We start from the raw sequence: 22,273 nt of genomic DNA on the forward strand, positions 1-22,273 counted from the left end.
TATAGGTTGAGAGAGGCAGGCGGGATCGATGCGCCTGCCTTTTCGCTGCCCCGGATCGGAGTGCCCCGGATCAGAGTGCCTCGGATCAGGGCTGCGCCAGCACCAGGGAGGAGCCGCCGGCCCGGATACCCTCGGCCGCCGCACCGGTCAGGTCGGTGTCCGTGACGATGGTGTCGAAGTCCGTCAGCGGTGCCACCCGGTAGCGGCCGAAGGTGCCGTACTTGGACGAGCCCGCCACCAGGACGGAGTGCGCGGCCGAGGCCATGGCCGCCTGCTTCACGTCCACCTTGGCCTCCGAGGGCGTCGTCGTGCCCCGCAGCAGGTCCCAGGAGCTGGTGCTGATGAAGGCGACGTCCAGCGCGAGCTGCCGCAGGGTGTCGGCGGCGAGGCGGCCGACGCTGGAGCGGTTGGAGACGTCGACGCGGCCGCCGACGTGGACCAACTCCACGTTCTCGGCGTCCATGAGCCGTCCGATGGTCGTGAAGTCGTTGGTGACCACGGTCAGGTCCGACAGCGCGCTCAGCGCGGGGGCCATGGCGAGGAGCGTGGTGCCCGCGTCCAGGTAGACGGTCATGCCGTCCTGGACCAGGCGGGCCGCCTCGGCCGCCATCGCCCGCTTCTGGGGCTGTTCGACCTGGGACTTGTCGAGGAAGCCGGGTTCGCTGCTGATGGTGCTGGCGATGCGGACACCGCCGGGCACCGAGAACACCAGCCCACTCCGCTCGAGTTCGGCGATGTCGCGGCGGACCGTCATGTGGGAGACCCCGAGCAGCCGCGTGATCTGCTGCACGCTGAGCACGCCGTCCCGCCGCAGGTGCTTGAGCAGTTGTTCGCGGCGCTGGTCCGGGATGAGCGGAGGGTGCTCGCCGTCCGAGGTCATGGTCTGGTCTCCCTTCGACCGTGCTGACGTTAGCCGATGATCATGCCGGTGACGGCCGGGCCCGCCACCGGCAGGCGCCGTCAGCCGTGCACCACCGTGCTGAGCAGCATCACCCCGCCGAGGCTGAGGAGTGACTGGAGGGACAGCATCAGCGTCCAGGTGCGGAAGGTCTGCGCCACCGACAACTGGAAGTACTCCTTGAAGAGCCAGAACCCGGAGTCGTTGACGTGCGAGAGCATCACCGCCCCCGAGGCCGTGGCCAGCACCATCAGCTCGGGCGAGGTGCCGGGCGAGGCGCTCAGCAGGGGCGCGACGATGGCCGTGGCCGCTGCGGTCGCGACGGTGGCCGAGCCGAGGCACACCCGCAGCAGCGCGGCGACCAGCCAGCCCAGCAGCAGCGGGGGTATCGCCCAGTCGACGGCGTAGTCGGAGATGAGCTGGTCGATCCCGGTCTCCGTCAGCATCGCCTTGAAGCCGCCGCCCGCCCCCAGGATCAGGATGATGGCGCCGACCGGTGCGAGACCCTTGGACGCCATCTTCTGCAACTGGCCGAAGCCGAAGCCGGACCGGACGCCGAGCGCGAAGAAGGCGAAGACCACGGCCGCCAGCAGCGACAGCACTGCGGAATTGCAGGCGTCGAAGAACTGGTACGGCAGCGTGCCCTCGGCCGTGTTGGCCGTGCCGAGGGTGCCGACGAGCATCAGGCCCGGCGGCAGGAGCACGGTGATGAGCGCGAGCGTGAAGGAGGCCGGCTTGCGCCGGTGCTCGGGCTCGGTGGTGGCGGACTGGACCGGCCCCCGGTCGAGGTCGGGCGCGGGACCGAACCAGCGGCTGACGATACGGGTCAGCACCGGGCCGGTGAGCACGGCCATCGGGATGCCGATGATCAGTCCCCACAGAATGGTGAGGCCGGTGTTCGCCCCGTACGCGGAGACCGCCAGGGTCGGTGAGGGGTGCGGCGGGAGCAGGCCGTGCGACACGTACAGGCCCGCGGCCATCGGCAGGCCCACCCACAGCAGGTGGGTGTTGCTGCGCTTGGCGACGGTGTACACCAGCGGCACCAGCATGACGAAGCTGACGTCGAACAGGTGCGGCATGCCGATCAGCAGCGCGGCGGCGGTGATGGCGGCCGGGATCCACTGCACGGGCCGGGACCCGATGAACACGGTGGCGATGCGGTCGGCGCCGCCGGAGCCCAGCAGGATGCCGCCGAGCAGGGTGCCGAGACCGATCGTCGGGCCGCTGCCCGCGAGGGTGTCGCCGAAGCCCTCCTGGAAGGCCTCGACGGCCCGCACCGGGGCGATGCCCGCCGCGACGCCCAGACCGAGGGCGGAGAGGGCGAGCGCGAGGAACGGGTGCAGTTTCGCCTTGGTGATCAGCAGGACCAGGACGACGACGGCGACGACCCCGAGGAGGAGATGCTGGAGGTCGGTGCTCATGCGGCCGGCGTTCCTTCCGTGCCGTCGGGGCAGCCGCGCGAGGCGCGTCCGGAGCGCCAGGCGCGCAGCAGAGCGGCGTCGGGGTCGGCGAGGTCGGCCACGCGGACCGGTTCCCCGGCGGCCACCGGCCGGGCGAGGGTGGTGTGGGCGGCGAGGTAGAGCGGGGCGATGTCGTCGTCCGCCTCGTCGCCACGCAGGAGGACCGCCTGGACACCGGTGACGTCGTGGTGGTGGCCGCCCATGGTGAGGACGGTCCCGGCGGCCAGGTCGGTGCGGGCACGGCCGGCGAGCACGGCGTACGAGCGGGGGTCGGTGGAGCCGGAGGGGCGGTGGTGCAGTACCGCGGACAGCAGGCTCACGGGGGTCTCCACGCCCATGAGGTGGTACGGCAGGTAGATCGCGGCGTAGCGGCCGTCCTTGCTGAGGACGTGGCCCTTCTCCCGCAGCGTCTGCCAGGTCACCGGATCACCGGTGCGCACGACGACGAAGACGCCGCCGGCGAAGGATGCCTCACCGGGCAGGCGCAGCGCGCTGAAGACGTCGACGACACCGGTGCGGTGCAGCACGCCGCCGTCCTCGCGGGGGCGGTAGACGTCGGCGAGTTCGGCGATGCGGGCGACGGGGTAGTGCAGGCGCTCCGTGTCGGGACCGAATCCGGTGTTGTTGGCCACGACGGCCATCTCGCAGTAGTCGGCGGTGGCGCCGGTGGGCAGGGCCGCGACGGCGGCGGCGCGGGCGTCGAGTGTGGCGCGTACGTCGTCACCGAGGTCCAGCAGGCCGGCGAGGGCGGGTGCCGGCACGGTGGTGTCCAGCTGGGTCACGGTGCCGGCGCCGGGGTCGAGGACGAGGTCGTACTCGGTGGACTTGCCGATCGCCACGATGTCGAGGCCGAGCAGTTCGGCCCAGGTGACCAGGCCGATGAGGTTGGCGGGCTGGTCGCCGTCGGCGGTGGTGTAGACGAGGCCGCGCTCGGCGGCGAGGCCGGCCAGGTGCAGCCCGGCGACGGAGTCGACCTCCTTGCTGACCATCGCGACGTGCCGGCCGTCGCTCAGGGCGCGCTCGGCCATGGCGAGGCCGTCCGCGGGGCTGCCGGTGGCTTCGACCAGGATGTCCCAGGGGGCCGCGGTGAGCAGGGCGGCGTCGGCGACGAGGGCGATGCCCCCACCGGCGACGGCCGCCGCTACGCCGTCGGCGTCGTCGCACTCGGCCACGGTGCCGGAGTACGACAGCTCCTCCAGTACGGAGCGCAGTGCGGGCAGGTCGCGGTCGCACAGGACGGCGGGCACGAGGCCCGGCATCCCGCGTGTCTGGGCCAGCAGGGTCCGCGCGAACCCGCCGCCGGCTCCGGTCAGTGCGTACCGCACCGTCCGGCCGCCGCTGTCGGCGAACAAGTGGTGCAGGTTCATGAGGCCCTCCTGGATTGAGCGCGCAAGGCTGTGACGGGGGCTTCTCGCGCGGTCGGCGGGGCGACGGGGTGCTGTGGGGCGCGCGTTCTAGAAGCAGCGAATGAACAACGTGTATCACCAGATCCCATCTGCGTAAAGTCTGGTAACATAATTTCACAGATCATCACGGGTGGCCGTCGGCCGCACCACGAACCCGGACACCAGCAGGAGCACCAGATGCCGACCCTCGGGGCCATCGCAGACGATTTCACCGGCGCGACCGACCTCGCGACCATGCTGGTCGCCCGCGGTTTCCGGACCGTGGTCGCCGTCGGCCCCGAGGCGGTCGCCTCCCCGGGGCCGGACGAGGCGGACCCGTGGCAAGGGACGGACGCCGTCGTCGTGGCCCTCAAGTCGAGAACGGCCCCCGTGGCGGAGGCGGTGGACGCCTCGCTGCGAGCCCTGCGCGCCCTGCGGGCGATCGGCTGCCGGCGCTTCTACTTCAAGTACTGCTCGACCTTCGACTCCACCCCGCGCGGCAACATCGGCCCGGTGACCGACGCCCTGCTGGCGGAGACCGGCGAGCGGCGCACCGTGGTGGTCCCCTCGTTCCCGGCGACCGGGCGCACGGTGCACGGGGGCCGCCTCTTCGTCCACGGCGAACCGCTCGACGAGAGCCCCATGCGCCACCATCCGCTCACCCCGATGCTGGACTCGCGCGTCGACCGGCTGCTCCGCCCCCAGACGCGGCACCCCGTCGCCCGCCTCGGACTCGACACGGTCCGGGAGGGGACCGCCGCCCTGCGCGCGGCCCTCGACGACACCGCCCTCGCCGACGCGCTCACCGTCGTGGACGCGGTCGACGACGGTGACCTGCGGACCATCGCGGCGGCCACCGCGGACTTCGGCCTGGTGACCGGTGCGGCGGGGCTCGCCCTGGGCCTGGGCGGTCCGCATCCGGACGAGGCCCGCGCCGCCCCCGCGTCCCGTCCGGGGGATCCGGGGGTCGTCCTGGCGGGCAGCGCCTCCGCGGCCACACGCGCCCAGGTCGCCCACGCCCTGCATCGCCTGCCGCACCGGCGGCTGGACCTCGCCCGGCTCCGCGCCGACTTCGACGCGGAACTCGCGGGCCTCACGGCGTTCGTGCGCGACCGCTGGGCCGAAAGCCCCGGCCTGCCGCCCCTGATCTACGCCGTCGCCGCGCCCGAGGACGTGGAGACCGATGCCCCGCCCGGCACCGAGCCGGCCTCGTCCCTCGTGGAGAGGACCCTGGCCGCCTGCGCGACGGCTCTCGTCGAGGCGGGGGCCCGTCGGCTGCTCGTGGCCGGCGGCGAGACGTCCGGCGCCGTCGTCACGGCGCTGCGGGCCCGCACGCTCGCGATCGGCGCGCCCATCGCGCCGGGGGTGACCTGGGCGCGCACCGGGGTACGGCCCGCGGGGGCCGACCACACGATCGACCTCGCCCTCAAGTCGGGCAACTTCGGCGGCACCGACATCTTCACGCAGGCATGGGAGCGGCTGGCATGAACGCCCTCGCACACGAACTCGTCGCGGCGGCCGCCCACCTCGCGGGTCTCGGGCTGAGCCCCGGCTCCTCGGGCAACGTCAGCGTCCGCGACGGCGACCGCGTCCTCACCACGCCGACCGGGGCCGACCTCGCGGCACTGGACCCCCACGGGCTGTCCGTGCTCGACCTCGGCGGCCGCCACCTCGACGGGCCGGCGCCTTCCAAGGAGTACCCCCTCCACCTGGCCTTCTACCGGCGGGAGCACGCCACGCGGGCCGTCGTCCACCTGCACTCCCGGCACGCCGCCGCGGCCTCGTGCCGCAGCCCCTGGTCCGAGCGGAGCGCGCTGCCGCCGCTGACGCCGTACTTCGTCATGCGGGTGGGGCAGATACCGCTCCTGCCCTACGCGCCGCCCGGCGATCCGGCGCAGGCCGCCGGTCTGGAGCGGATCGCCTTCCCCTGCCGGGCCGCGCTCCTGCAGAACCACGGCCCGGTGGTCGCGGGGACGAGCCTGCGCGCGGCCACCGAGGCCGCGATCGAGGTGGAGGAGGCCTGCGCGCTCCACCTGCTCCTCGGCGACCGGCCGGTGCGCCTCCTGACGCCGGAGGAGGCGACCGCGCTGGCCACGAAGTACGGCACCTACTGGGAGCCCGCCCGCTGAGCGGACCACCGGTCAGGTGCTGATGGTGGTGACCGCGTCGACGCCGTACGTGCGGGCGTAGCCGTTCTCGGTGCCGACGAGGAGGTCGACGACCTCGAAGTACCGGTCCCAGAAGGGTGTTTCCCGCAGGGCGTCGACGAGCAGCTGGTAGGCGTGGTGGTCGTCCGCCTCCCAGACCCAGACGTCGGTGACGCGCGCGGAGTAGAACTCCGTGTCGTAGAAGCGTGACCGTACGCCGGTGGTCTTCGCCCTGACGGCGGGGACGACCCGGGTGGTGAAGGCGTCGATCCGTTCCTCGACGGTCATGGCGAGCCATTCGGGTGTGGTCTTGACGAGCATGAACGCGGTGACCGGGGGTTCGGTCGTCTCGGCGGTGGTCATGGCTGCCTCCGGGCTCGGGGTGTGTTCGGGAGTGTCAGGAGAGGACGGCGGGCTCGAGGGTCTGCGCGCACCACTGTTCGAAGGTGGTCGGGGAGGCGGTGTCCGGGGTCCGGGCCACGCCGGCGTCGAGGCCGTCGTCCTTGGCGCGCTTCATGTCGACGATGCCCTCGACGAAGGCCGGGTCGAGGCCGTGTCCGACGAGGGTGGTGCGCACCTCTTCGGGGGCCTGGCGTTCGTAGCGGACGGGCAGGCCCAGCCGCTCGGTCATGATGCGGGCCAGGTCGTTGGGCGACAGGTCCCGCGGGCCGAGGACCGGGACGCTGCCGGTGCCGGTCCAGGAGCGGTCGAGGAGGAGGCCGGCGGCCACGGCGGCGATGTCGGCGACGGCCACCATCGGTGCCTTGCGGTCGGCGTCCACGAGGTCGCTGAAGACGCCCTTCTCCCGGATCGAGCCGGCCTCCTCCAGGACGTTCTCGAAGAAGGAGGGGTTGGCCAGCGCCCGGTAGGCCACTCCGGTCCCGGCGATGAGGTCGTCCATGGCGAGGGACGCGGTGACGAGTCCGGCGCGGCCGGCGACCGGGGTGCCCCGGCCGAGGGCCGAGACGCCGACGACATGGCCGACGCCGTGCGCGGCGAGCGCGTTCGCGGCGGGGCGGGTGAAGCCGCGGTAGGCGTCCTCGGGGGTGCGGGAGGCGTCCGGCGGGACGAGCCAGAAGACGGCGTCGGCGCCCGCGAAGGCCCGGTCGACGACCGCGGGGTCGCCGTGCGAGCCGGTGACCACCTCGACCCGCTCGCGCACCGCCTCGGGCAGCCGCGCGGGGTCGCGCACGATCACGCGCAGTTCCTCGCCCCGGGCGGGGGCCGAATCCAGGAGCCGGGAGACCAGGTGGCGGCCGATGTTCCCGGTGGGGGCAGTGATGACGATCATGAATACCTCGTGGGGTCGTGCCGGTTCGGTACGCCCCATCCTGCGAAGCCACCGGGTGTTGCCACAATGGGAACTTCAGCAAGGGATCATTGCCCGGAACGGAATAACCCAGGTGAACACCACAGATCCGGTGGCGCCGGTCCTCGACGCCAACCTCGTCGTCGCCCTCGACGCCCTGCTGGCCGAGCAGAGCGTCACCCGCGCCGCCGCCCGCATGCACACCTCCCCCGCCGCCATGAGCCGCACCCTCGCCCGGCTGCGCCGCGTGCTCCAGGACCCCCTCCTGGTCCGGGCCGGCCAGGCCATGGTGCCCACGCCCAGGGCGCTGGCCCTGCGGGACGAGGCCGCCACGCTGGTGCGCCGGGTGGGCGCGCTCCTGACCCCGGCCACCGGCGTGGACCCCGCCGTCCTGCGCGGCACCTTCACGCTTCAGGCCGCCGACCTGGTCGGTGCGGCGCTCGCCGCCGGACTGCTGGATCTGGCCGGCCGGGAGGCGCCGGGGGTCTCGCTGCGGTTCCGGGCCGAGGAGTTGGAGGCCGGGCCGGCCCTCCGCGACGGCCGGATCGACCTGGAGGTCGGGGCCATCGACCACGCGGACCCGGAGACCCACGTCGAGGAGCTGGTCACCCTCCGGATGACGGCGGCCGTCCGGCCGGGCCACCCGCTCACCGACGGTCCCCTGACGCCGCGGCGGTTCGCCGCGGCCGAGCATGTCGCGGTCAGCCGCCGCGGACGCTTCACCGGCCCCGTCGACACCGCCCTCGCCGAGCACGGGCTGAGCCGCCGGGTCGCCGTCGTCCTGCCCGGCCATCTGGCCGCGATGACCCTGGCCGCCCGCAGTGACGCCGTCGCCCTGGTCCCCGCCGCGGCGCCGGGCGCCGCGCCCTCGCCCCTCACCGAGCAGGCCGCGGTCCTGGGCCTGCGGCTCCTCGACATCCCGCTGGCCCTGCCGCCCGTGACCATCGGCATGGCCTGGCACCCCCGGCACACCTCCGACGGAGCCCACCACTGGCTGCGCGGGGCCGTCCGCCGGGTCCTCCGGGTGGCCCATTGACGCCGACAGGGACCCACCCCCGGGCGAAAAGGGCGCAAACGCGCGATTGAGGATGCGATACGTGGGCACGCGTCCGGCCTGTCGTCTCCGCTTGCGCGCCCTCGGCGGCGGCGGAGACTGATACGGACGACGGCACTCCGGAAGGCCTGGACGGATGGGTGAGCACGCGGCGCGTCCCGGCGCCGGGACGCGGCACGGGAGCGGGAGCGGCGGTGCCCCCTGCCCGGGCCCGGAGTCGTTCCGCGAGAGGCGCCGCGAGACGCGTGAGGCCCCCGTCCGGGCGTACCCGGACCGGATTGGCGTGGCCACTGCGGGGCACCCCTCCCCCGCGATCGTGTCGCGCGGCGCCTGGGCGTCACCCCCTCCACGACGAAAGGCAGTCTCATGACGGACATCACGCCTGCCACCACCACGGACTCCGGCGCGCCGGTGGAAAGCGACGAACACTCGCTCACCGTCGGCCCGGGAGGCCCGGTCCTCCTCCAGGACGCCTACCTCATCGAGCAGATGGCGCAGTTCAACCGGGAGCGGATCCCCGAACGCCAGCCGCACGCCAAGGGCAGCGGCGCCTTCGGCCACTTCGAGGTGACGCACGACGTGAGCGCCTACACCAAGGCGGCCGTCTTCCAGCCGGGGACGACGACCGACCTGGTCATCCGCTTCTCCACGGTGGCGGGTGAGCGCGGCAGCCCCGACACCTGGCGCGACCCGCGCGGCTTCGCGGTGAAGTTCTACACCAGCCAGGGCAACTACGACATGGTCGGCAACAACACGCCGGTGTTCTTCGTCAAGGACCCGATGAAGTTCCAGCACTTCATCCGGTCGCAGAAACGCCGGGCGGACAACAACCTGCGCGACCACGACATGCAGTGGGACTTCTGGACGCTGTCACCGGAGTCCGCCCACCAGGTCACCTGGCTCATGGGGGATCGCGGTATCCCCCGGACCTGGCGCCACATGAACGGCTACACCTCCCACACGTACATGTGGATCAACGCGGCCGGCGAGCGGTTCTGGGTGAAGTACACCTTCAAGACGGACCAGGGCATCGAGTTCTTCACGCAGCACGAGGCCGACCAGATGGCGGCGGCCGACACGGATTACCACATGCGGGACCTGTTCGAGCACATCCGCGACGGCGAGTTCCCGAGCTGGACCCTGTACGTGCAGGTCATGCCGTACGAGGACGCCGCGGGCTACCGGTTCAACCCGTTCGACCTGACGAAGGTGTGGCCGCACGGCGACTACCCGCTCATCCCGGTCGGCCGCATGACGCTGGACCGCAACCCGACCGACAACCACGCCGAGATCGAGCAGGCCGCCTTCCAGCCCAACAACCTGGTTCCCGGCATCGGCCCGAGCCCGGACCGCATGCTGCTGGCCCGGCTCTTCTCCTACGCCGACGCCCATCGGCACCGGATCGGCGCGAACTACCAGCAACTCCCCGTGAACGCCCCGGTCGTCGACGTCCACACGTACTCCAAGGACGGGGCGATGGCCTATCGGAAGACGAGTGACCCGGTCTACGCGCCGAACTCCAAGGGCGGTCCCGCCGCCGACACCGAGCGGTTCGGCACCCCGCCCAGCTGGGAGGCGGACGGGGCCATCACCCGCGCCGCCTACGTCGACCACCCCGAGGACGACGACTGGGGTCAGCCGGGCACGCTGGTCCGCGAGGTGATGGACGACGCGGCCCGGGACCGGCTGGTGGACAACGTGGTCGGTCACCTCCTCAACGGGGTGAGCGAACCCGTCCTCCAGCGGGCCTTCGAGTACTGGTCGAACATCGACAAGACCATCGGCGACCGCATCGCCAAGGGTGTGCGGGCCAAGGCCGACGAGAAGGACCCGAAGGCCGCCGAGCAGGGCAACCCGGCCCGACGGTCCATGCAGGAAAAGGCCTGACAGCAGGGCACGACCCGATCCAGGGAGGCGCTCCGTGACACCACGGGGCGCCTCCGCCGCTCTGCTCGGACGGCGCTCGGTCGAGGACGTCCGGCGGCGGACAAACGCGTTGCCGGACGCGGTGATCGGCCGCTAGCGTGCCGGGCGTGCGTTGAGCCGCGGGGCGACGGTCACGGCCGTCGCGGACGGATTCACCGCCCTCGGGTCGGCAGGACTTCGAGGGTGGCTTCCCATGCCCCCGTAGAGCTGTCCGGAGACGGTCGGATGTCCGCACAACACCCCATGACCTACGAGGCGTTCGTCGCCCGAGCCACCGCCGACCCCGATGTGGCCGGACTCGTCCTCAAGGGATCCCACGCCCACGACGGCATGGCCACCCGCCACTCCGACCACGACCTGTACGTCGTGCTGGCCGACTCGGCCGACGGCGCTCTCGCCCGTCTCGACGGATTCCGCTCGGCCGGGCTGGACCTCGTCGTGGTGACGGTCGCGGAATTCCGCCGGCTCGGCGGCTTCGAGCGGTACGCGCTCGCCCGGGCCCGGGTCGTGCTCGACCGGCTCGACGGGGGTGTCGCCGCGATGGTGGCCGCGAAGGGGCGGCTCGACGCCGGGGAGGCGTCGCGGGTGGCGGCCGACCGGCTGGACGCCTACGCGAACTCCCTCTACCGGTCGGTGAAGAACGCCCGGGACGGACAACCGCTCGCGGCGCGCCTCGACGCGGGTGACAGCGTCGGCTTCCTGCTGGAGCTGCTGTTCGCCCTCGACCGCCGGCCGCGTCCCTACAACAAGTACCTGGCGTGGGAACTGGACCGCTTCCCCCTTCCGGGATGGGACACGCGGGCGCTGCTGTCCGCGCTGGCGCGCGTCGCGGAGACCGGTGACGCGGACGTGCAGCGGGAGCTGTTCGGCCGGGTGGAGCCCGCGGTGCGCGCGGCCGGCCACGCGGCGGTGCTGGACGCGTGGGGCGAGGACCTCGGGCTGATGCGCCTCCCGTAGCGAGGGGCGGCCGTCCCTCAGGTCGCCGTCGCGGCGGCCGCCGCGCGTCCGGCCTCGCGGCCGGAGAACAGGCAGCCGCCGAGGAAGGTGCCCTCCAGCGAACGGTAGCCGTGCACCCCGCCACCCCCGAAGCCCGCCACCTCTCCGGCCGCGTACAGACCCGGCACCGGGTCGCCCGCGGCGTTCAGGACCCGGCCGGAGAGGTCGGTCTGGAGGCCGCCGAGGGTCTTGCGGGTGAGGATGTTGAGACGGACCGCGATCAGCGGGCCCGCGCCGGAGTCCAGGATCCGGTGGACCGAGGCGGTCCGGCTGAGCGTGTCGCCGGGGTAGGCCAGTGCGTTGCGGATGCCCATGACCTGGACGTCCTTGGTGTACGGGTTGTCGATCTCGCGGTCGCGGGCCTCGATCTGGCGTTGGAGGCCGTCCAGCGCGATCAGGTTGTCGCCGGTCAGCTTGTTCATGCCGCGGACCAGTTCGGGCAGGGTCGTCGCGACCACGAAGTCCACGCCGTTCTTCTTGAACTTCTCGATCGGCTCCGGCGTCTGCCAGATGCGGGAGAGGAGCTTCCAGACGTTCTTCTCCGTGAGGTCCGGGTTCTGCTCGGAGCCGGAGAGCGCGAACTCCTTGGCGATGATCTTCTGTGTGGTGACGAACCAGGAGTAGTCGTAGCCGGTGCCGGTGATGGACTTGAGGGTGTGCAGGGTGTCGTAGCCGGGGATGTCGGGCGTGCCGAAGCGCTTGCCGGTGGCGTCGAACCACATGGACGACGGTCCGGGCAGGATGCGGATGCCGTGGCCGGGCCAGATCGGGTCGTAGTTTCTGAGGCCCTCGGTGTAGTGCCACATGCGGTCCGGGTTCACGATCCGGCCGCCCGCCTCCTCGGTGATCGCCAGCATGCGGCCGTCCACGTGCGCGGGCACACCGGTGATCATGGACGTGGGCGGGGTGCCGAGCCGGGCCGGCCAGTTCCGCCGGACGAGTTCGTGGTTCGCGCCGATGCCGCCGGAGGTCACCACGACGACCGGGGCGCGCAGTTCGAACTCGCCGACCACGGTGCGGGAGCTGGGTTTGCCGCGCTGTGCCGTGCTCGGTTCGAGGACGGCGCCGCGTACGCCGGTGACGGCGCCGCCGGTCGTCACGAGGCCGTCGACCCGGTGCCGGAACTTGAAGGTGACCTTGCCGTCGGCGCGCGCCGCCCGCACCTTCTTCTCGAACGGCTCGACGACCGCGGGGCCGGTCCCCCAGGTGACGTGGAAGCGCGGCACCGAGTTGCCGTGCCCGTCCGCGAGACCGCCGCCGCGCTCGGCCCAGCCGACGACAGGGAACCACTGCACGCCCAGCCCGGCGAGCCAGGAGCGCTTCTCGCCGGCGGCGAAGTCCACGTACGCCTCGGCCCACTTGTACGCCCAGTGGTCCTGGCCAACGGGGTCGCCGACGCCCCGGTCGAAGCCGGCCGTTCCGAGCCAGTCCTGCCAGGCCAGTTCGCGCGAGTCCTTGATGCCCATCAGGCGCTGTTCGGCGGAGTCCACGAAGAAGAGACCGCCGAAGGACCAGAACGCCTGGCCGCCCAGGCTCGCCTCGGGTTCCTGGTCGAGGAGCAGCACCTTGCGGCCCGCCGCGGCGAGTTCGGCGGTGGCCACCAGCCCCGCGAGACCGTGCCCGACCACGATCGCGTCCGCCGCCTGCTCCCCGGCCGCGAAGGCGGGCACCGCCTGGGCCAGGGTCGCCGCCGCGAGCACTCCCCCGGTCACGGTCAGGGCGTTGCGGCGAGTGATCCCGGCAGGTGACGTGTTCTGCATGGGCTGCCTTCCGACGGTGTGCGGAGGGGCGGAGGGACACGGGAGTCACTCCTGCGCCGACAGGGTGTTACCGACGGTAGCCCAGCGAGTCTCCGACGACCAGAGCGCTGCGTCGTTTTCGTGAACCGCCCGACCCCGCAGGCCGGTTGGCCTGCGGGGGGCACGGAATCAGACGAGTTCGGGCTGCGGCTCGGCGGGCCTCGGCGGATCCGGCTGCCGCGCCGGCTCGGGCTCCGGCTCCCACGCCCTGGTGGTCCGCAGGTACCCGAACACCACCGAGGCCGTCGCGAGGAGGAGCAGCGGTCCGGCCACCCACGGGTACGCGGCCATCTCCTCCGCGAGGAGGCGGTACGAGACCAGCAGCACCGTGAACACCGTCGCTCCGTGGGCGACCAGCCGGACGGCCGACCGGTCCCAGCCGCGGGCGAACGCGCGCATCGCCGCCTCGACCGTCAGCGCGAAGACCACGCCGGCGACGAGGTCCACCCCGTAGTGGTAGCCGAAGCCCAGCGTCGCGGTCAGGGTGGCGACCAGCCAGAAGGCCCCGGCGTACCGCATCGGGCGCGATCCCTTGCGCGAGTGGACGAAGAGCGTCGTCGCCCACGCCGTGTGCAGACTGGGCATGCAGTTGCGCGGGGTGATCTCGTCGAACGGCACCGCGTGCGGGGCACCGATCGACGGCAGGGTGTCCGGCCACAGGTTGGCCACCGCCCACTGTCCGCCCTCGGCTCCGTAGGCGTACACGGGCCCGACGACCGGGAAGATCATGTAGACGACGGGCCCGAGCAGGCCGATGACGAGGAAGGTGCGGACGAGGTGGTGGCTCGGGAAGCGCCGCTCGAGGGCCACGTGGCGCAGTTGGTACAGGCCGACCAGGGCCGCCGCCAGCGGGAGCTGGCCGTAGACGACGTGCAGGATGCCGCCGCCCACCGGCGAGGTGGCCTCCACCAGCCGGCCGACCAGCCAGGAGGGATCGCCCAGCGCGTGGTCGGCGGTCGCCAGATAGGGGTCGAGCACCGCCGGGCGGGTCTCCGACGTGATGAGGAGCCAGGTGTCCCCCGTCTTGTGCCCGGCCACCAGCAACAGTCCCAGCCCGACACCCTTCAGCAGCAGCGCCCGTTCCCGGCCGGTACGGCGCGTGACGGCGACGACCGCGCAGCCCAGGACCACCCACAGGGCGCCGTTGCCGAAGTTCATGTCCGCGCCGACCGCCCAGCGCACCGGCCAGAGCACGAGGTCGACGCCGATCGCCACACCGGCCGCGACGAACCGCTGCCGCCAGGTGAGTACCACCATCGTCAGCGCGAGCCCCGCGTAGAGCAGCGGCCCGGAATCCGGGGCGAAGACCACCTCGCGGGCCTGCTGGGTGATCGGTCCCGGCTCGCCGTAATGGCGCGCGGCGAACTCCAGCGCGATGAGGAACCCGAGGGTCGCCACACCCGCCGCGGCCCAGAGCGTCGTTCGCGCGGATATTCGTGTCGGTATGGTCTTCAATTATTTGGCCTGATTGCTAGTGATCGGACAAACGGGTCACTCATGGCGATCGTCACGAGTTCGAACATGCTAACGGCAGGCTGTGCGGGACCTGATCGCCCGTTGTGCGTCCGGCGGCCCGCCGCGTTCGGCCTCGCCGAGGGACCGGACCAGCGCCTCGCGGGCGCGGGCCACGCGGGAGCGGACCGTGCCGACCGGGCAGCCGACGAGTTCGGCGGCCTCCGCGTAGGAGACACCGACGAGTTGGGTGAGGACGAAGGCCTCGCGCCGGTCGTGCGGCAGCGCGTCCAGCAGTTCGGCCAGGGCGATGCCGTCGTCGAATCCCGGCAGACCGTGTTCCTGGGCACACTCGACGGCGGTCTCCCAGTCCTCCGTGGCCAGCAGCCGGGGCCGGGCGGACGCGTGCCGGTAGCTGTCGATCACCGCACGGCGGGCGATGGCCAGCAGCCAGGTGCGGGCGGAGGAGCGGCCCTCGAAGCGGTGCAGGCTGCCGAGCGCCCGCAGGAAGGTGTCCTGGGCGAGGTCGTCGGCGGACTGGGGGTCGGCGCCGAGATGGGTGACGAAGCGGCGGACGTCCCGCTGGAGGGCGCGGACGAGGTTCTCCACGGCCCGCGGATCGCCGCCGCGGGCGGCCAGCGCCCAGAGCGTCGCCGCCTCGTCGGCGGACGTCCGTTCCTGACGTGCTCTCGCGGCGCGCGCCGTCCGGTCGTGGACGGCGGAGGGGGCAGGACTGATCACGTGCTGTCCTTCTCGTGAGTCCGGATCTCCGGCACACGACGCGCGGCATGCGGGCACCGCGTGCGCGGACGTCCGGATTCCGGACCCGGCGGCGCGGAAGCGCGGCGGGGCCCGGTGACGGGGTGGGAGTGGCGGACGCACCCGCGCGGCGGTGTACGTCCGACGCCCGGCCCGGCCCGGCGTGGAACGCCCGGCGCGGTCGGGGGACCGGCTGTCTCAGACGACAGCGGTTCCCGCGGGCGGACCCCGAGAAGTGATCGCGTGGACGAGGAGCAGCTGCGGCGGCCGGTGGGCCGCGTGGCGGCGGCGGGGGGCGAGACGCGGCCGGTGCGGTGGCACCGGGAGCGTGAGGACCAGGCGCAGCGGGGCGGCCAGCCATCCGGCGACGGCCCGCAGGATGCGGAAGACCGCGCGCTCGCCGTACGCCAGCCACAGGCCGCTCAGCAGCGCGGCCAGCAGGTGGGCGGCGAGCATGCCCGACGAGGACATCGCCTCCATGACCGGGCCGAAGCCGGTCATCGAGTCCATGGCGCCCGCCGGTCCCGCGGCGGAGCCGCCGTGCGCGGCGGGATGCATGGCGTGGCCCAGGTGGGCCACGCCGGCCGTGTGATCGGGGACGGACGCGCCGGCGCCCGTCGGGGACGCGGGCGGCGCAGTGAGCCGCTGGGCGTAGGAGAACCACTCGTGCAGTGCCGTCTGGGCGACCACCACGACGGACGACACGAGGAGGACCCCTCGCTCCCGGCCGGCCAGACACCATCCCGCGCCGCCGGTCACGGTGACCGCGGTGACGAGTGCCCACCAGGGCACGGCGGTGTCCGACATCAGGACGTGCCCGAGGGTGGCGAGCAGCACGCAGACGGCCGCGAACACCGCGGCCCGCGTCGTGCGGCAGCACCACCCAGCAGTCATGGCGGCTCATCCTCGCATTCACAGCACCGCTGTCATGAGAGGGATACGAAACTTCCCCGCCCGGCAACCGCGCGCCGGTGCGTGATTCACGTCACACACCGGCGTCCGAGCGGTCGTCAGGCGGTGTGCTGATAGGCCGAGTAGGTCAGGTAGCCGGCGTCGCCGCCCTGGTAGTAGGTGTCCTCGTCCACCGGGGCGACCGGAAGCCCGGTGCGCAGCCGCTCGACCAGGTCGGGGTTGGCGATGAACCCGCGGCCGAAGCTGATGAGGTCCGCGCCGAGCCCGAGCCAGTGGTCGGCCTCGTCCCGGCCGGCCTGCTTCGGCCCCATCGGCAGCACCGGGTTCATGATGAGCGTGCCCGGCCAGGCGCGGCGCAGACCGACGAGCATCTCCTCCTCGGCGGTGGCCTCGACGTGGACGTAGGCGAGACCGAGGCGCGCCAGTTCGGTCAGCAGCTCGGCGTACAGCTCGGGGACGTCGGTCTCCTCGACGCCCCAGAAGGTTCCGGCCGGGGAGAGTCGGATGCCGGTCCGGTGGGCGCCCACGGCCTCGGCGGTCGCGGACACCGCCTCGACGGCGAAGCGGATCCGGTTGGCCACCGGGCCCCCGTAGCGGTCGGTGCGGAGGTTCGCGTTGGAGGAGAGGAACTGCGAGATGAGGTAGCCGTTGGCGCCGTGCAGTTCGACCCCGTCGAAGCCGGCGTCGATCGCGCGGCGGGCGGCATGGGCGTAGGAGAGGGCGTGTTCGGGCACCTCGGCGGTCTCCAGGGCGCGCGGAGTCGGCGCCGCCTGGGGGCCGGTCGGGGTGAACACCTGTCCGACGGCGGGGACGGCCGAGGGGCCGACGGGCCGCATGCCCGTGGTGTCCGGGTGCGAGACGCGCCCCCCGTGCATGATCTGGGCGAAGATCCGTCCGCCGTTGGCGTGCAGGGCGCCGGTCACCGGGCGCCAGGCGGCCACCTGTTCGTCGGTGTACAGCCCGGGCGTACCGGGGTTGGACTGTCCGACGAGGCTCGGCTGCACGCCTTCGGAGACGATCAGCCCGGCCGAGGCGCGCTGGGCGTAGTACGTCGCCATCGAGGGCGTGGCCAGCCCTCCCTCCGCGGCACGGACCCGGGTCATCGGGGCCATCACCATCCGGTTGGGCAGGGTCAGTTCACCGAGCGGGTAGCTGTCGAAGAGGGACGTCACGTCGGAACTCCTTGGTCGCGCGGGGCCCGGATGTCAGGCTCGGCGGCTACGCTAAAACCTGACACTGACGTCAGAGGCAAGGGCCTGTGTCGCGGATCACAGCGAGCAGTGGGGAGTACGGCATGCGCATCGGGGAGCTGGCGTCACGGGCCGGGGTCAGCGTGCGGTCCGTCCGCTACTACGAGGACCAGGGGCTGCTCGCCAGCACCCGCAGCCCGAGCGGCCAGCGCCACTACACGGACCACGAGGTCGAACGGGTCAGGTTCCTCCAGCGGCTCTACGCGGCGGGGCTGTCCAGCCGCACCATCGCCGAACTGCTGCCGTGCGTCGACTCGCCCAGCGAGGACAACTCCGACGCCGCCCTGGAGCGCATGGCGCAGGAGCGCGACCGGCTGTCCGAGCACATCGCGGACCTCATCAGCACCCGGGACGCGCTCAACGTGCTGATGGCCGCGGCGCGAGAGGACCGGGAGACCCGCTGGGCGGCGGCGACGCACCACTGACTCCCCAGGTTGCCTAATCATGTTAGGCACACACATAATCTTCTACGGTTGCTCGGCACGTGACGTGGAGGACGAGTGTGGCGCGGGCGGGACTGACGACGGAGACCCTGTTCAGGGCGGGGGCCGAGCTGGCCGACGAGATCGGGTTCGAGCACACCACGCCCACGGAGCTGGCCCGGCGCTTCGGGGTACGCACGGCGAGCCTCTACTCGCACGTGCGGAACGCGCACGAACTCAAGACCGGCATCGCCCTGTTCGCTCTCGAAGAGCTGGCCGACCTGGTCTCCGAGGCGGTGGCCGGCCGGGCGGGCAAGGACGCGCTGACCGCCTTCGCCAACGCCTACCGCGACTACGCGCGCCGGCACCCGGGCCGTTTCGCCGCCGCGCGGTTCCGCCTCGATCCCGAGGCGGCGGCGTCGAGCGCCGGCGCGCGGCACGCCCAGATGTCGCGAGCCGTCCTGCGCGGGTACGACCTGGCCGAACCCCAGCAGACGCACGCCGTACGCCTGCTGGGCAGCGTCTTCAGCGGATTCGTCGGCCTGGAGTCCGCCGGGGGTTTCAGCCACAGCGCACCCGACTCGCAGGAGAGCTGGACGGAGATCCTCAACGCACTGGACTCCCTGCTCCGCACCTGGCCGGCCGGCGGTGAAGAAGGGCGCCCACAGCGCCCGTCGGCCTGAAGCCGTCCGCGTCGCAGGCGTCCGGATCACTCGGCGCGGCGCCGGATAGGCTCCGACCTGCCAGCCCCCGGACGTGACAGGCAAGGAGTCGGCGATGGGCCCACGGGACGCGCGAGACCATGTGGCCGCTCCCGGCGTGCAGGACGACGTCCTGGACACCGCCCGGCGACTCCGTGCGATCGGCGAGGAGGTGTCGGACCGCTTCTACGAACGGGCCGACGTGGTGCGGACGCTGCTGGTGACACTGCTGGCGGGCCGGCACTCCCTGATACTGGGCCCGCCCGGGACGGCGAAGTCCGAGCTGGCCCGGGAACTCACGGGCAGGATCGAGGGGGCGTCGTACTGGGAGATCCTGCTGTCGAAGTTCACGGCGCCGACGCGGATGTTCGGCCCGATCGACGTCGCCGCGCTGTCCCGGGGCGAGTACCGCCAGGTCTACGAGGGTCGCGCCACGACCGCGCACGTCGCGTTCATCGACGAGATCTTCAAGTGCTCCACGGCGGCGCTGAACGAGACGCTGGGCTACCTCAACGAACGGATCTACCATCCCGAGAGCGGCGGAGAACCCGTCCGCTGCCCGCTCATCGGGGCCATCACGGCGAGCAACGAGCTGCCAACCGGAGAGGACTCGGCCGCCATCTACGACCGGCTCCTGGTGCGGATCGAAGTCTCGTACCTCGAGGACCCCTCGAACTTCGCCGCGCTGGTCCGCTCCGCCGTCGGCCGCCCGGCCCCGCCGCCGCGGACCACGGTGGAACTGGCCGCGTTACAGCACGCCGTGACCGGGACCGTCCCCGCCGTCGACGTCCCCGACGCGATCGTGGACGCGGTGTGCACGCTGCGCGCGGCCCTGCGCCGCAAGGAACTTGTCGCCTCCGACCGGCGCTGGCGGCAGGCGGTGGGCCTGCTCCAGGCCTCCGCCTACCTCGACGGCCGCGGCGCGGTCGGCGAGAGCGACCTGTCGGTGCTGACCCATGTGCTGTGGCACTCCCCCGCCGAACGCCCGACGGTCGAACGCGAGGTGCTGCACCTGGTGAACCCCGACGCCCGCGAGGCCCTGGACCTCGCCGACACCATCGACGAACTGGAGACCCAGCTCGACGCCATGGCCGGGCAGTCCCGCGAGGCGCTGAGCGAATGGGTCATCAAGAAGGCCCACAACCAGCTCGCCACCGCCGGGACCCGGCTGGAGAAGCTGCGGGAGGAAGCGGTGGTGGCCGGCCGCTCCACCGCCGCCATCGACCGGGTCACCGGCCGCCAGCGCGCCGTCCGCGCCCGGGTACTCACCGAGGCCCTCGGCGTGGACGCGAGCACGGTGCAGTCCCGGCTCTGAGCACGAGGGGCGATCAGGAACATGGACGAGATCCCGGCCCTGCTGGAGGCTCTGGCGGCCCGGGCCGCGCCATGGCTGGCCGGGTCGGCCTCCGCTCCCGCACGCCACACCACGGCCGTGGTCGCCGACCGTTTCGACCGGATCGCCTGGCGCGACACCTACGAGCAGTCGCCCGCCCTGCGCGACCTGGCCGCGGAACTGGGCGAGCGCCACGCGTACGCCACCGACCTGCTGACCGACGCGTTCCTGGCCGCCTACCGAGTCGGCCCCCGACTGCGCGAACCCGGCGAGATGGACCCCACCCGGCTGGTCAACCACCGTGTCGTCGAGGCCATGCTGGAGTCGCCGCACTTCGCCGAACTGCACCGCGAGACGGCCGGCGACCCGTACGCCGCCGCCATGGCCGTACTCGCCCAAGCCGGTGCGCTGCGCCGGATGCTGGACGACTCCGGGGACGCCCAGGACCGCGCGGAGCGGGCGGGCCGGGCCCGCGGGGCCGCCGAGGACGCGGCCACCGCCGTCGCCGAGGCGCTGCGGCAGGCCGCCGACGAGGCCGGCGAGGACGGCTCCGTGCCCGGTCCGGCCGCCGGCGCCGTGGAACGAGCGATGGAGAACGCTCGGGCCCAAGCCCGGCAGAGCGCCCAAGTGGCTGGTGAGGCGCTCGCGGTGCCGCTGCCCGGGATGCCCGCCGCCGCCCGCGGCGGAGTGGCGAAGGCCGCGGCGGCCGCCCGGGAGGAGGCGGCGCTGATGCGGGCCTGGGGCGTCGGTTCCGGCGAGCTGGAGCGGATGCCCTTCGAGCGGCGCGCCCGGCTCGCCGAGCGGCTGCGCACCGGCCGGCTCGCGCGGTGGGCCGAACTGATCGGCCGTTTCCGGCAGATGGCCGAAGGCGAGCGCGCCCGCAAGGTGGAGAACGCGACCGGCGAGCTGATCGGTGTCACGCTCGGCGACGACCTCTCCCGTGTCATCCCCTCCGAACTGGCTCATCTCGGACTCGCGGAACTGCGTGCGGTGTTCGCCGCACGCTACGCCGCCGGGGAGCTGATGCTCTACGACAGCCAGGGTGAACAGGCCACCGGCCGGGGCGCGGTCATCGCCTGCGTGGACACCTCGCACTCCATGTACGAGGCCGGGCCCGGCGGCATCACCCGGGAGGCGTGGGCGAAGGCGTGCGCCCTGGCGCTGCTGGACCAGGCCCGCCGGGCGGGGCGCGACTTCGTCGGCATCCTCTTCTCCGCCGCCGACAAGCTCCAGGTCTTCCACTTCCCCGCCGACGAGCCCGCCGACCTCGGCCGGACCCTCGACTTCGCGGAGACCTTCCTCGGCGGCGGCACCAGCTACCAGCGGCCCCTGGCGGCGGCGGGCGAGCTGCTGCGGGAGGAGTTCGACGACGCCGCCCGCAGGCGCGGGGACATCGTGATGCTCACCGACGACGACTGCGGCGTCACCGAGGAGTGGATGCGCGACTGGAACGAGGCCAAGCGCCTGCTGGGCTTCCGGGTCTTCGGTGTCGCCATCGGCACCCCGCGGGCCGCCGAGGCCGGGTCGGTCCTGGAGGCCCTGTGCGACAACCTCCGCTCGGTCGAGGACTTCACCGACGTGCACGCCGCCGCCGACCTCTTCCGCGTGATCTGACGCCCCAGGGCCTCCGGTCCCGCCCGCTCCCGCGCGCCGTTACGGTTTGCGGGCCACCGCGCCGTACATCGCGATGTCCTCGTCGCGGATGCCCTGCTCCCCCGCGCCGTCCGGGTGCCACTTGTGCACCTGGACGATGCCGGGTTCGACCAGGTCCAGGCCGTCGAAGAACTCGTGCGCCTCGTCCAGGGTGCGCAGCCGCATCGGCATGTCGCGGGCCGCGTACTCGCGTGCGACCCGGCCGACCTCGTCCGGTGCGAACTCGGCGGTGCCGATGGTCATCGCCAGGTAGCTGCCCGACGGCAGGGGCTCCAGGAGGCGGCGGACGATACCGACCGCGTCGTCCTCGTCGAGGACGAAGTGCACGATCGCGATCACGGTCAGCGCGACCGGCCTGCCCAGGTCCAGCGTCTTGCGGAACTCGGCGGATTCGAGGACGTCCTCGGGATGCTGGAAGTCCGCCTCGATGTACGTCGTCCGGCCCTCGGCCGTGCTGGACAGCAGCCCCTGGGACAGGGTGAGGACGATCGGGTCGTTGTCCACGTAGACCACGCGCGACTCGGGTGCCACCGACTGCGCGATCTCGTGCAGGTTGGGTGAGGTCGGGATGCCGGTGCCGATGTCGAGGAACTGGCGTATGCCCGCCTCCTCCGCCAGCCAGCGCACCGCGCGGTTCATCCAGTCCCTGTTGGCGCGCATGTGCACGGGCAGCGCGGGCCACTCCGCGGCCATCGCGTCGCCGGCCTCCCGGTCGGCCGGGTAGTAGTCCTTGCCTCCCAGGATGTAGTCGTAGATCCGGGCCGAGTGCGCGTGCTCGGTGTCGATCCGGTCGGCCGGCCATCCGCTGTCGGACAAC

Annotated in this window: 20 protein-coding genes; 9 read left to right on the forward strand and 11 right to left on the reverse strand. The window is 72.8% G+C overall.

Going from position 1 to position 22,273, the window contains the following annotated elements; translation table 11 throughout:
• Positions 1-85 precede the first annotated feature (85 nt).
• From ACZ67M_RS27875 to ACZ67M_RS27885, 3 genes are all read right to left on the reverse strand, one after another.
• Complete coding sequence (locus ACZ67M_RS27875; protein WP_382801327.1) at positions 86-880, reverse strand: DeoR/GlpR family DNA-binding transcription regulator; 795 nt, start codon at positions 878-880, stop codon at positions 86-88.
• Between the two features lie 80 nt (positions 881-960).
• Positions 961-2,319 (reverse strand): GntT/GntP/DsdX family permease, encoded by a 1,359-nt coding sequence (locus ACZ67M_RS27880; RefSeq protein WP_469853335.1) that lies wholly within the window; start codon positions 2,317-2,319, stop codon positions 961-963.
• Positions 2,316-3,725 carry a homoserine dehydrogenase gene (locus ACZ67M_RS27885; RefSeq protein WP_469853337.1) on the reverse strand — a complete coding sequence of 470 codons (1,410 nt, stop codon included), beginning with the start codon at positions 3,723-3,725 and terminating at the stop codon, positions 2,316-2,318. The genes ACZ67M_RS27880 and ACZ67M_RS27885 overlap by 4 nt, the downstream gene beginning before the upstream one ends.
• 216 nt (positions 3,726-3,941) lie before the next feature.
• Here ACZ67M_RS27885 and otnK point away from each other — a divergent pair, with 216 nt between their 5' ends.
• Positions 3,942-5,231 (forward strand): 3-oxo-tetronate kinase, encoded by a 1,290-nt coding sequence (otnK, locus tag ACZ67M_RS27890; RefSeq protein WP_469853339.1) that lies wholly within the window; start codon positions 3,942-3,944, stop codon positions 5,229-5,231.
• On the forward strand, positions 5,228-5,872 hold the full coding sequence (locus tag ACZ67M_RS27895; RefSeq protein WP_469853340.1) for a class II aldolase/adducin family protein: 645 nt from the start codon (positions 5,228-5,230) through the stop codon (positions 5,870-5,872). Before otnK ends, ACZ67M_RS27895 begins: the two co-directional genes overlap by 4 nt.
• 12 nt (positions 5,873-5,884) lie before the next feature.
• Here the strand turns inward: ACZ67M_RS27895 and ACZ67M_RS27900 are convergent, their stop codons facing one another.
• Both ACZ67M_RS27900 and ACZ67M_RS27905 read right to left on the reverse strand, forming a co-directional pair.
• Positions 5,885-6,253 (reverse strand): darcynin family protein, encoded by a 369-nt coding sequence (locus tag ACZ67M_RS27900; RefSeq protein ID WP_450733145.1) that lies wholly within the window; start codon positions 6,251-6,253, stop codon positions 5,885-5,887.
• A 34-nt stretch (positions 6,254-6,287) separates the two neighbouring features.
• A complete protein-coding gene (locus ACZ67M_RS27905; RefSeq protein ID WP_392236423.1) occupies positions 6,288-7,181 on the reverse strand; it encodes an NAD(P)H-binding protein in 894 nt (297 codons plus the stop codon).
• A gap of 112 nt (positions 7,182-7,293) precedes the next feature.
• On the opposite strand from ACZ67M_RS27905, the gene ACZ67M_RS27910 reads away from it, so the two are divergent.
• The 3 genes from ACZ67M_RS27910 (at position 7,294) to ACZ67M_RS27920 (ending at position 11,136) form a co-directional block, all read left to right on the forward strand.
• On the forward strand, positions 7,294-8,235 hold the full coding sequence (locus ACZ67M_RS27910) for a LysR family transcriptional regulator (RefSeq protein WP_392104374.1): 942 nt from the start codon (positions 7,294-7,296) through the stop codon (positions 8,233-8,235).
• A 384-nt stretch (positions 8,236-8,619) separates the two neighbouring features.
• Positions 8,620-10,140 carry a catalase gene (locus ACZ67M_RS27915; RefSeq protein ID WP_122617866.1) on the forward strand — a complete coding sequence of 507 codons (1,521 nt, stop codon included), beginning with the start codon at positions 8,620-8,622 and terminating at the stop codon, positions 10,138-10,140.
• Between the two features lie 264 nt (positions 10,141-10,404).
• On the forward strand, positions 10,405-11,136 hold the full coding sequence (locus tag ACZ67M_RS27920; RefSeq protein WP_361359753.1) for a hypothetical protein: 732 nt from the start codon (positions 10,405-10,407) through the stop codon (positions 11,134-11,136).
• Positions 11,137-11,153: 17 nt separating this feature from the next.
• On the opposite strand, the gene ACZ67M_RS27925 is transcribed toward ACZ67M_RS27920, so the two are convergent.
• The 5 genes from ACZ67M_RS27925 to ACZ67M_RS27945 all read right to left on the reverse strand — a co-directional run bounded on the left by ACZ67M_RS27925 (position 11,154) and on the right by ACZ67M_RS27945 (position 17,269).
• A complete protein-coding gene (locus ACZ67M_RS27925; RefSeq protein WP_469853344.1) occupies positions 11,154-12,935 on the reverse strand; it encodes an FAD-binding dehydrogenase in 1,782 nt (593 codons plus the stop codon).
• Between the two features lie 168 nt (positions 12,936-13,103).
• A complete protein-coding gene (locus ACZ67M_RS27930) occupies positions 13,104-14,429 on the reverse strand; it encodes a phosphatase PAP2 family protein (protein WP_469853345.1) in 1,326 nt (441 codons plus the stop codon).
• A gap of 69 nt (positions 14,430-14,498) precedes the next feature.
• Positions 14,499-15,167, reverse strand: a complete 669-nt coding sequence (locus ACZ67M_RS27935; RefSeq protein WP_392104377.1) for a sigma-70 family RNA polymerase sigma factor — start codon at positions 15,165-15,167, stop codon at positions 14,499-14,501.
• Between the two features lie 216 nt (positions 15,168-15,383).
• Positions 15,384-16,079: a hypothetical protein gene (locus ACZ67M_RS27940; protein ID WP_469853348.1), complete on the reverse strand. Its 696-nt coding sequence runs from the start codon at positions 16,077-16,079 to the stop codon at positions 15,384-15,386.
• Positions 16,080-16,195: 116 nt separating this feature from the next.
• Positions 16,196-17,269: an alkene reductase gene (locus tag ACZ67M_RS27945; RefSeq protein ID WP_392104379.1), complete on the reverse strand. Its 1,074-nt coding sequence runs from the start codon at positions 17,267-17,269 to the stop codon at positions 16,196-16,198.
• Between the two features lie 122 nt (positions 17,270-17,391).
• Between ACZ67M_RS27945 and ACZ67M_RS27950 the strand changes: the two genes are divergently transcribed.
• The 4 genes from ACZ67M_RS27950 (at position 17,392) to ACZ67M_RS27965 (ending at position 21,417) form a co-directional block, all read left to right on the forward strand.
• Positions 17,392-17,772: a MerR family transcriptional regulator gene (locus ACZ67M_RS27950; protein WP_361359736.1), complete on the forward strand. Its 381-nt coding sequence runs from the start codon at positions 17,392-17,394 to the stop codon at positions 17,770-17,772.
• Positions 17,773-17,849: 77 nt separating this feature from the next.
• Positions 17,850-18,452 carry a TetR/AcrR family transcriptional regulator gene (locus ACZ67M_RS27955; RefSeq protein ID WP_392018273.1) on the forward strand — a complete coding sequence of 201 codons (603 nt, stop codon included), beginning with the start codon at positions 17,850-17,852 and terminating at the stop codon, positions 18,450-18,452.
• Positions 18,453-18,546: 94 nt separating this feature from the next.
• Entirely contained in the window at positions 18,547-19,785 is a 1,239-nt protein-coding gene (locus ACZ67M_RS27960; RefSeq protein ID WP_469853350.1) for an AAA family ATPase, read from the forward strand.
• A gap of 21 nt (positions 19,786-19,806) precedes the next feature.
• The gene (locus tag ACZ67M_RS27965; RefSeq protein WP_469853352.1) at positions 19,807-21,417 is read left to right on the forward strand and encodes a VWA domain-containing protein; all 1,611 of its coding nucleotides are present in this window, start codon (positions 19,807-19,809) and stop codon (positions 21,415-21,417) included.
• Positions 21,418-21,456: 39 nt separating this feature from the next.
• Here the strand turns inward: ACZ67M_RS27965 and ACZ67M_RS27970 are convergent, their stop codons facing one another.
• A complete protein-coding gene (locus ACZ67M_RS27970) occupies positions 21,457-22,272 on the reverse strand; it encodes an SAM-dependent methyltransferase (RefSeq protein WP_361359724.1) in 816 nt (271 codons plus the stop codon).
• Position 22,273 lies beyond the last annotated feature (1 nt).

The sequence above is a fragment of the Streptomyces sp. NPDC107500 genome, from assembly GCF_055582785.1.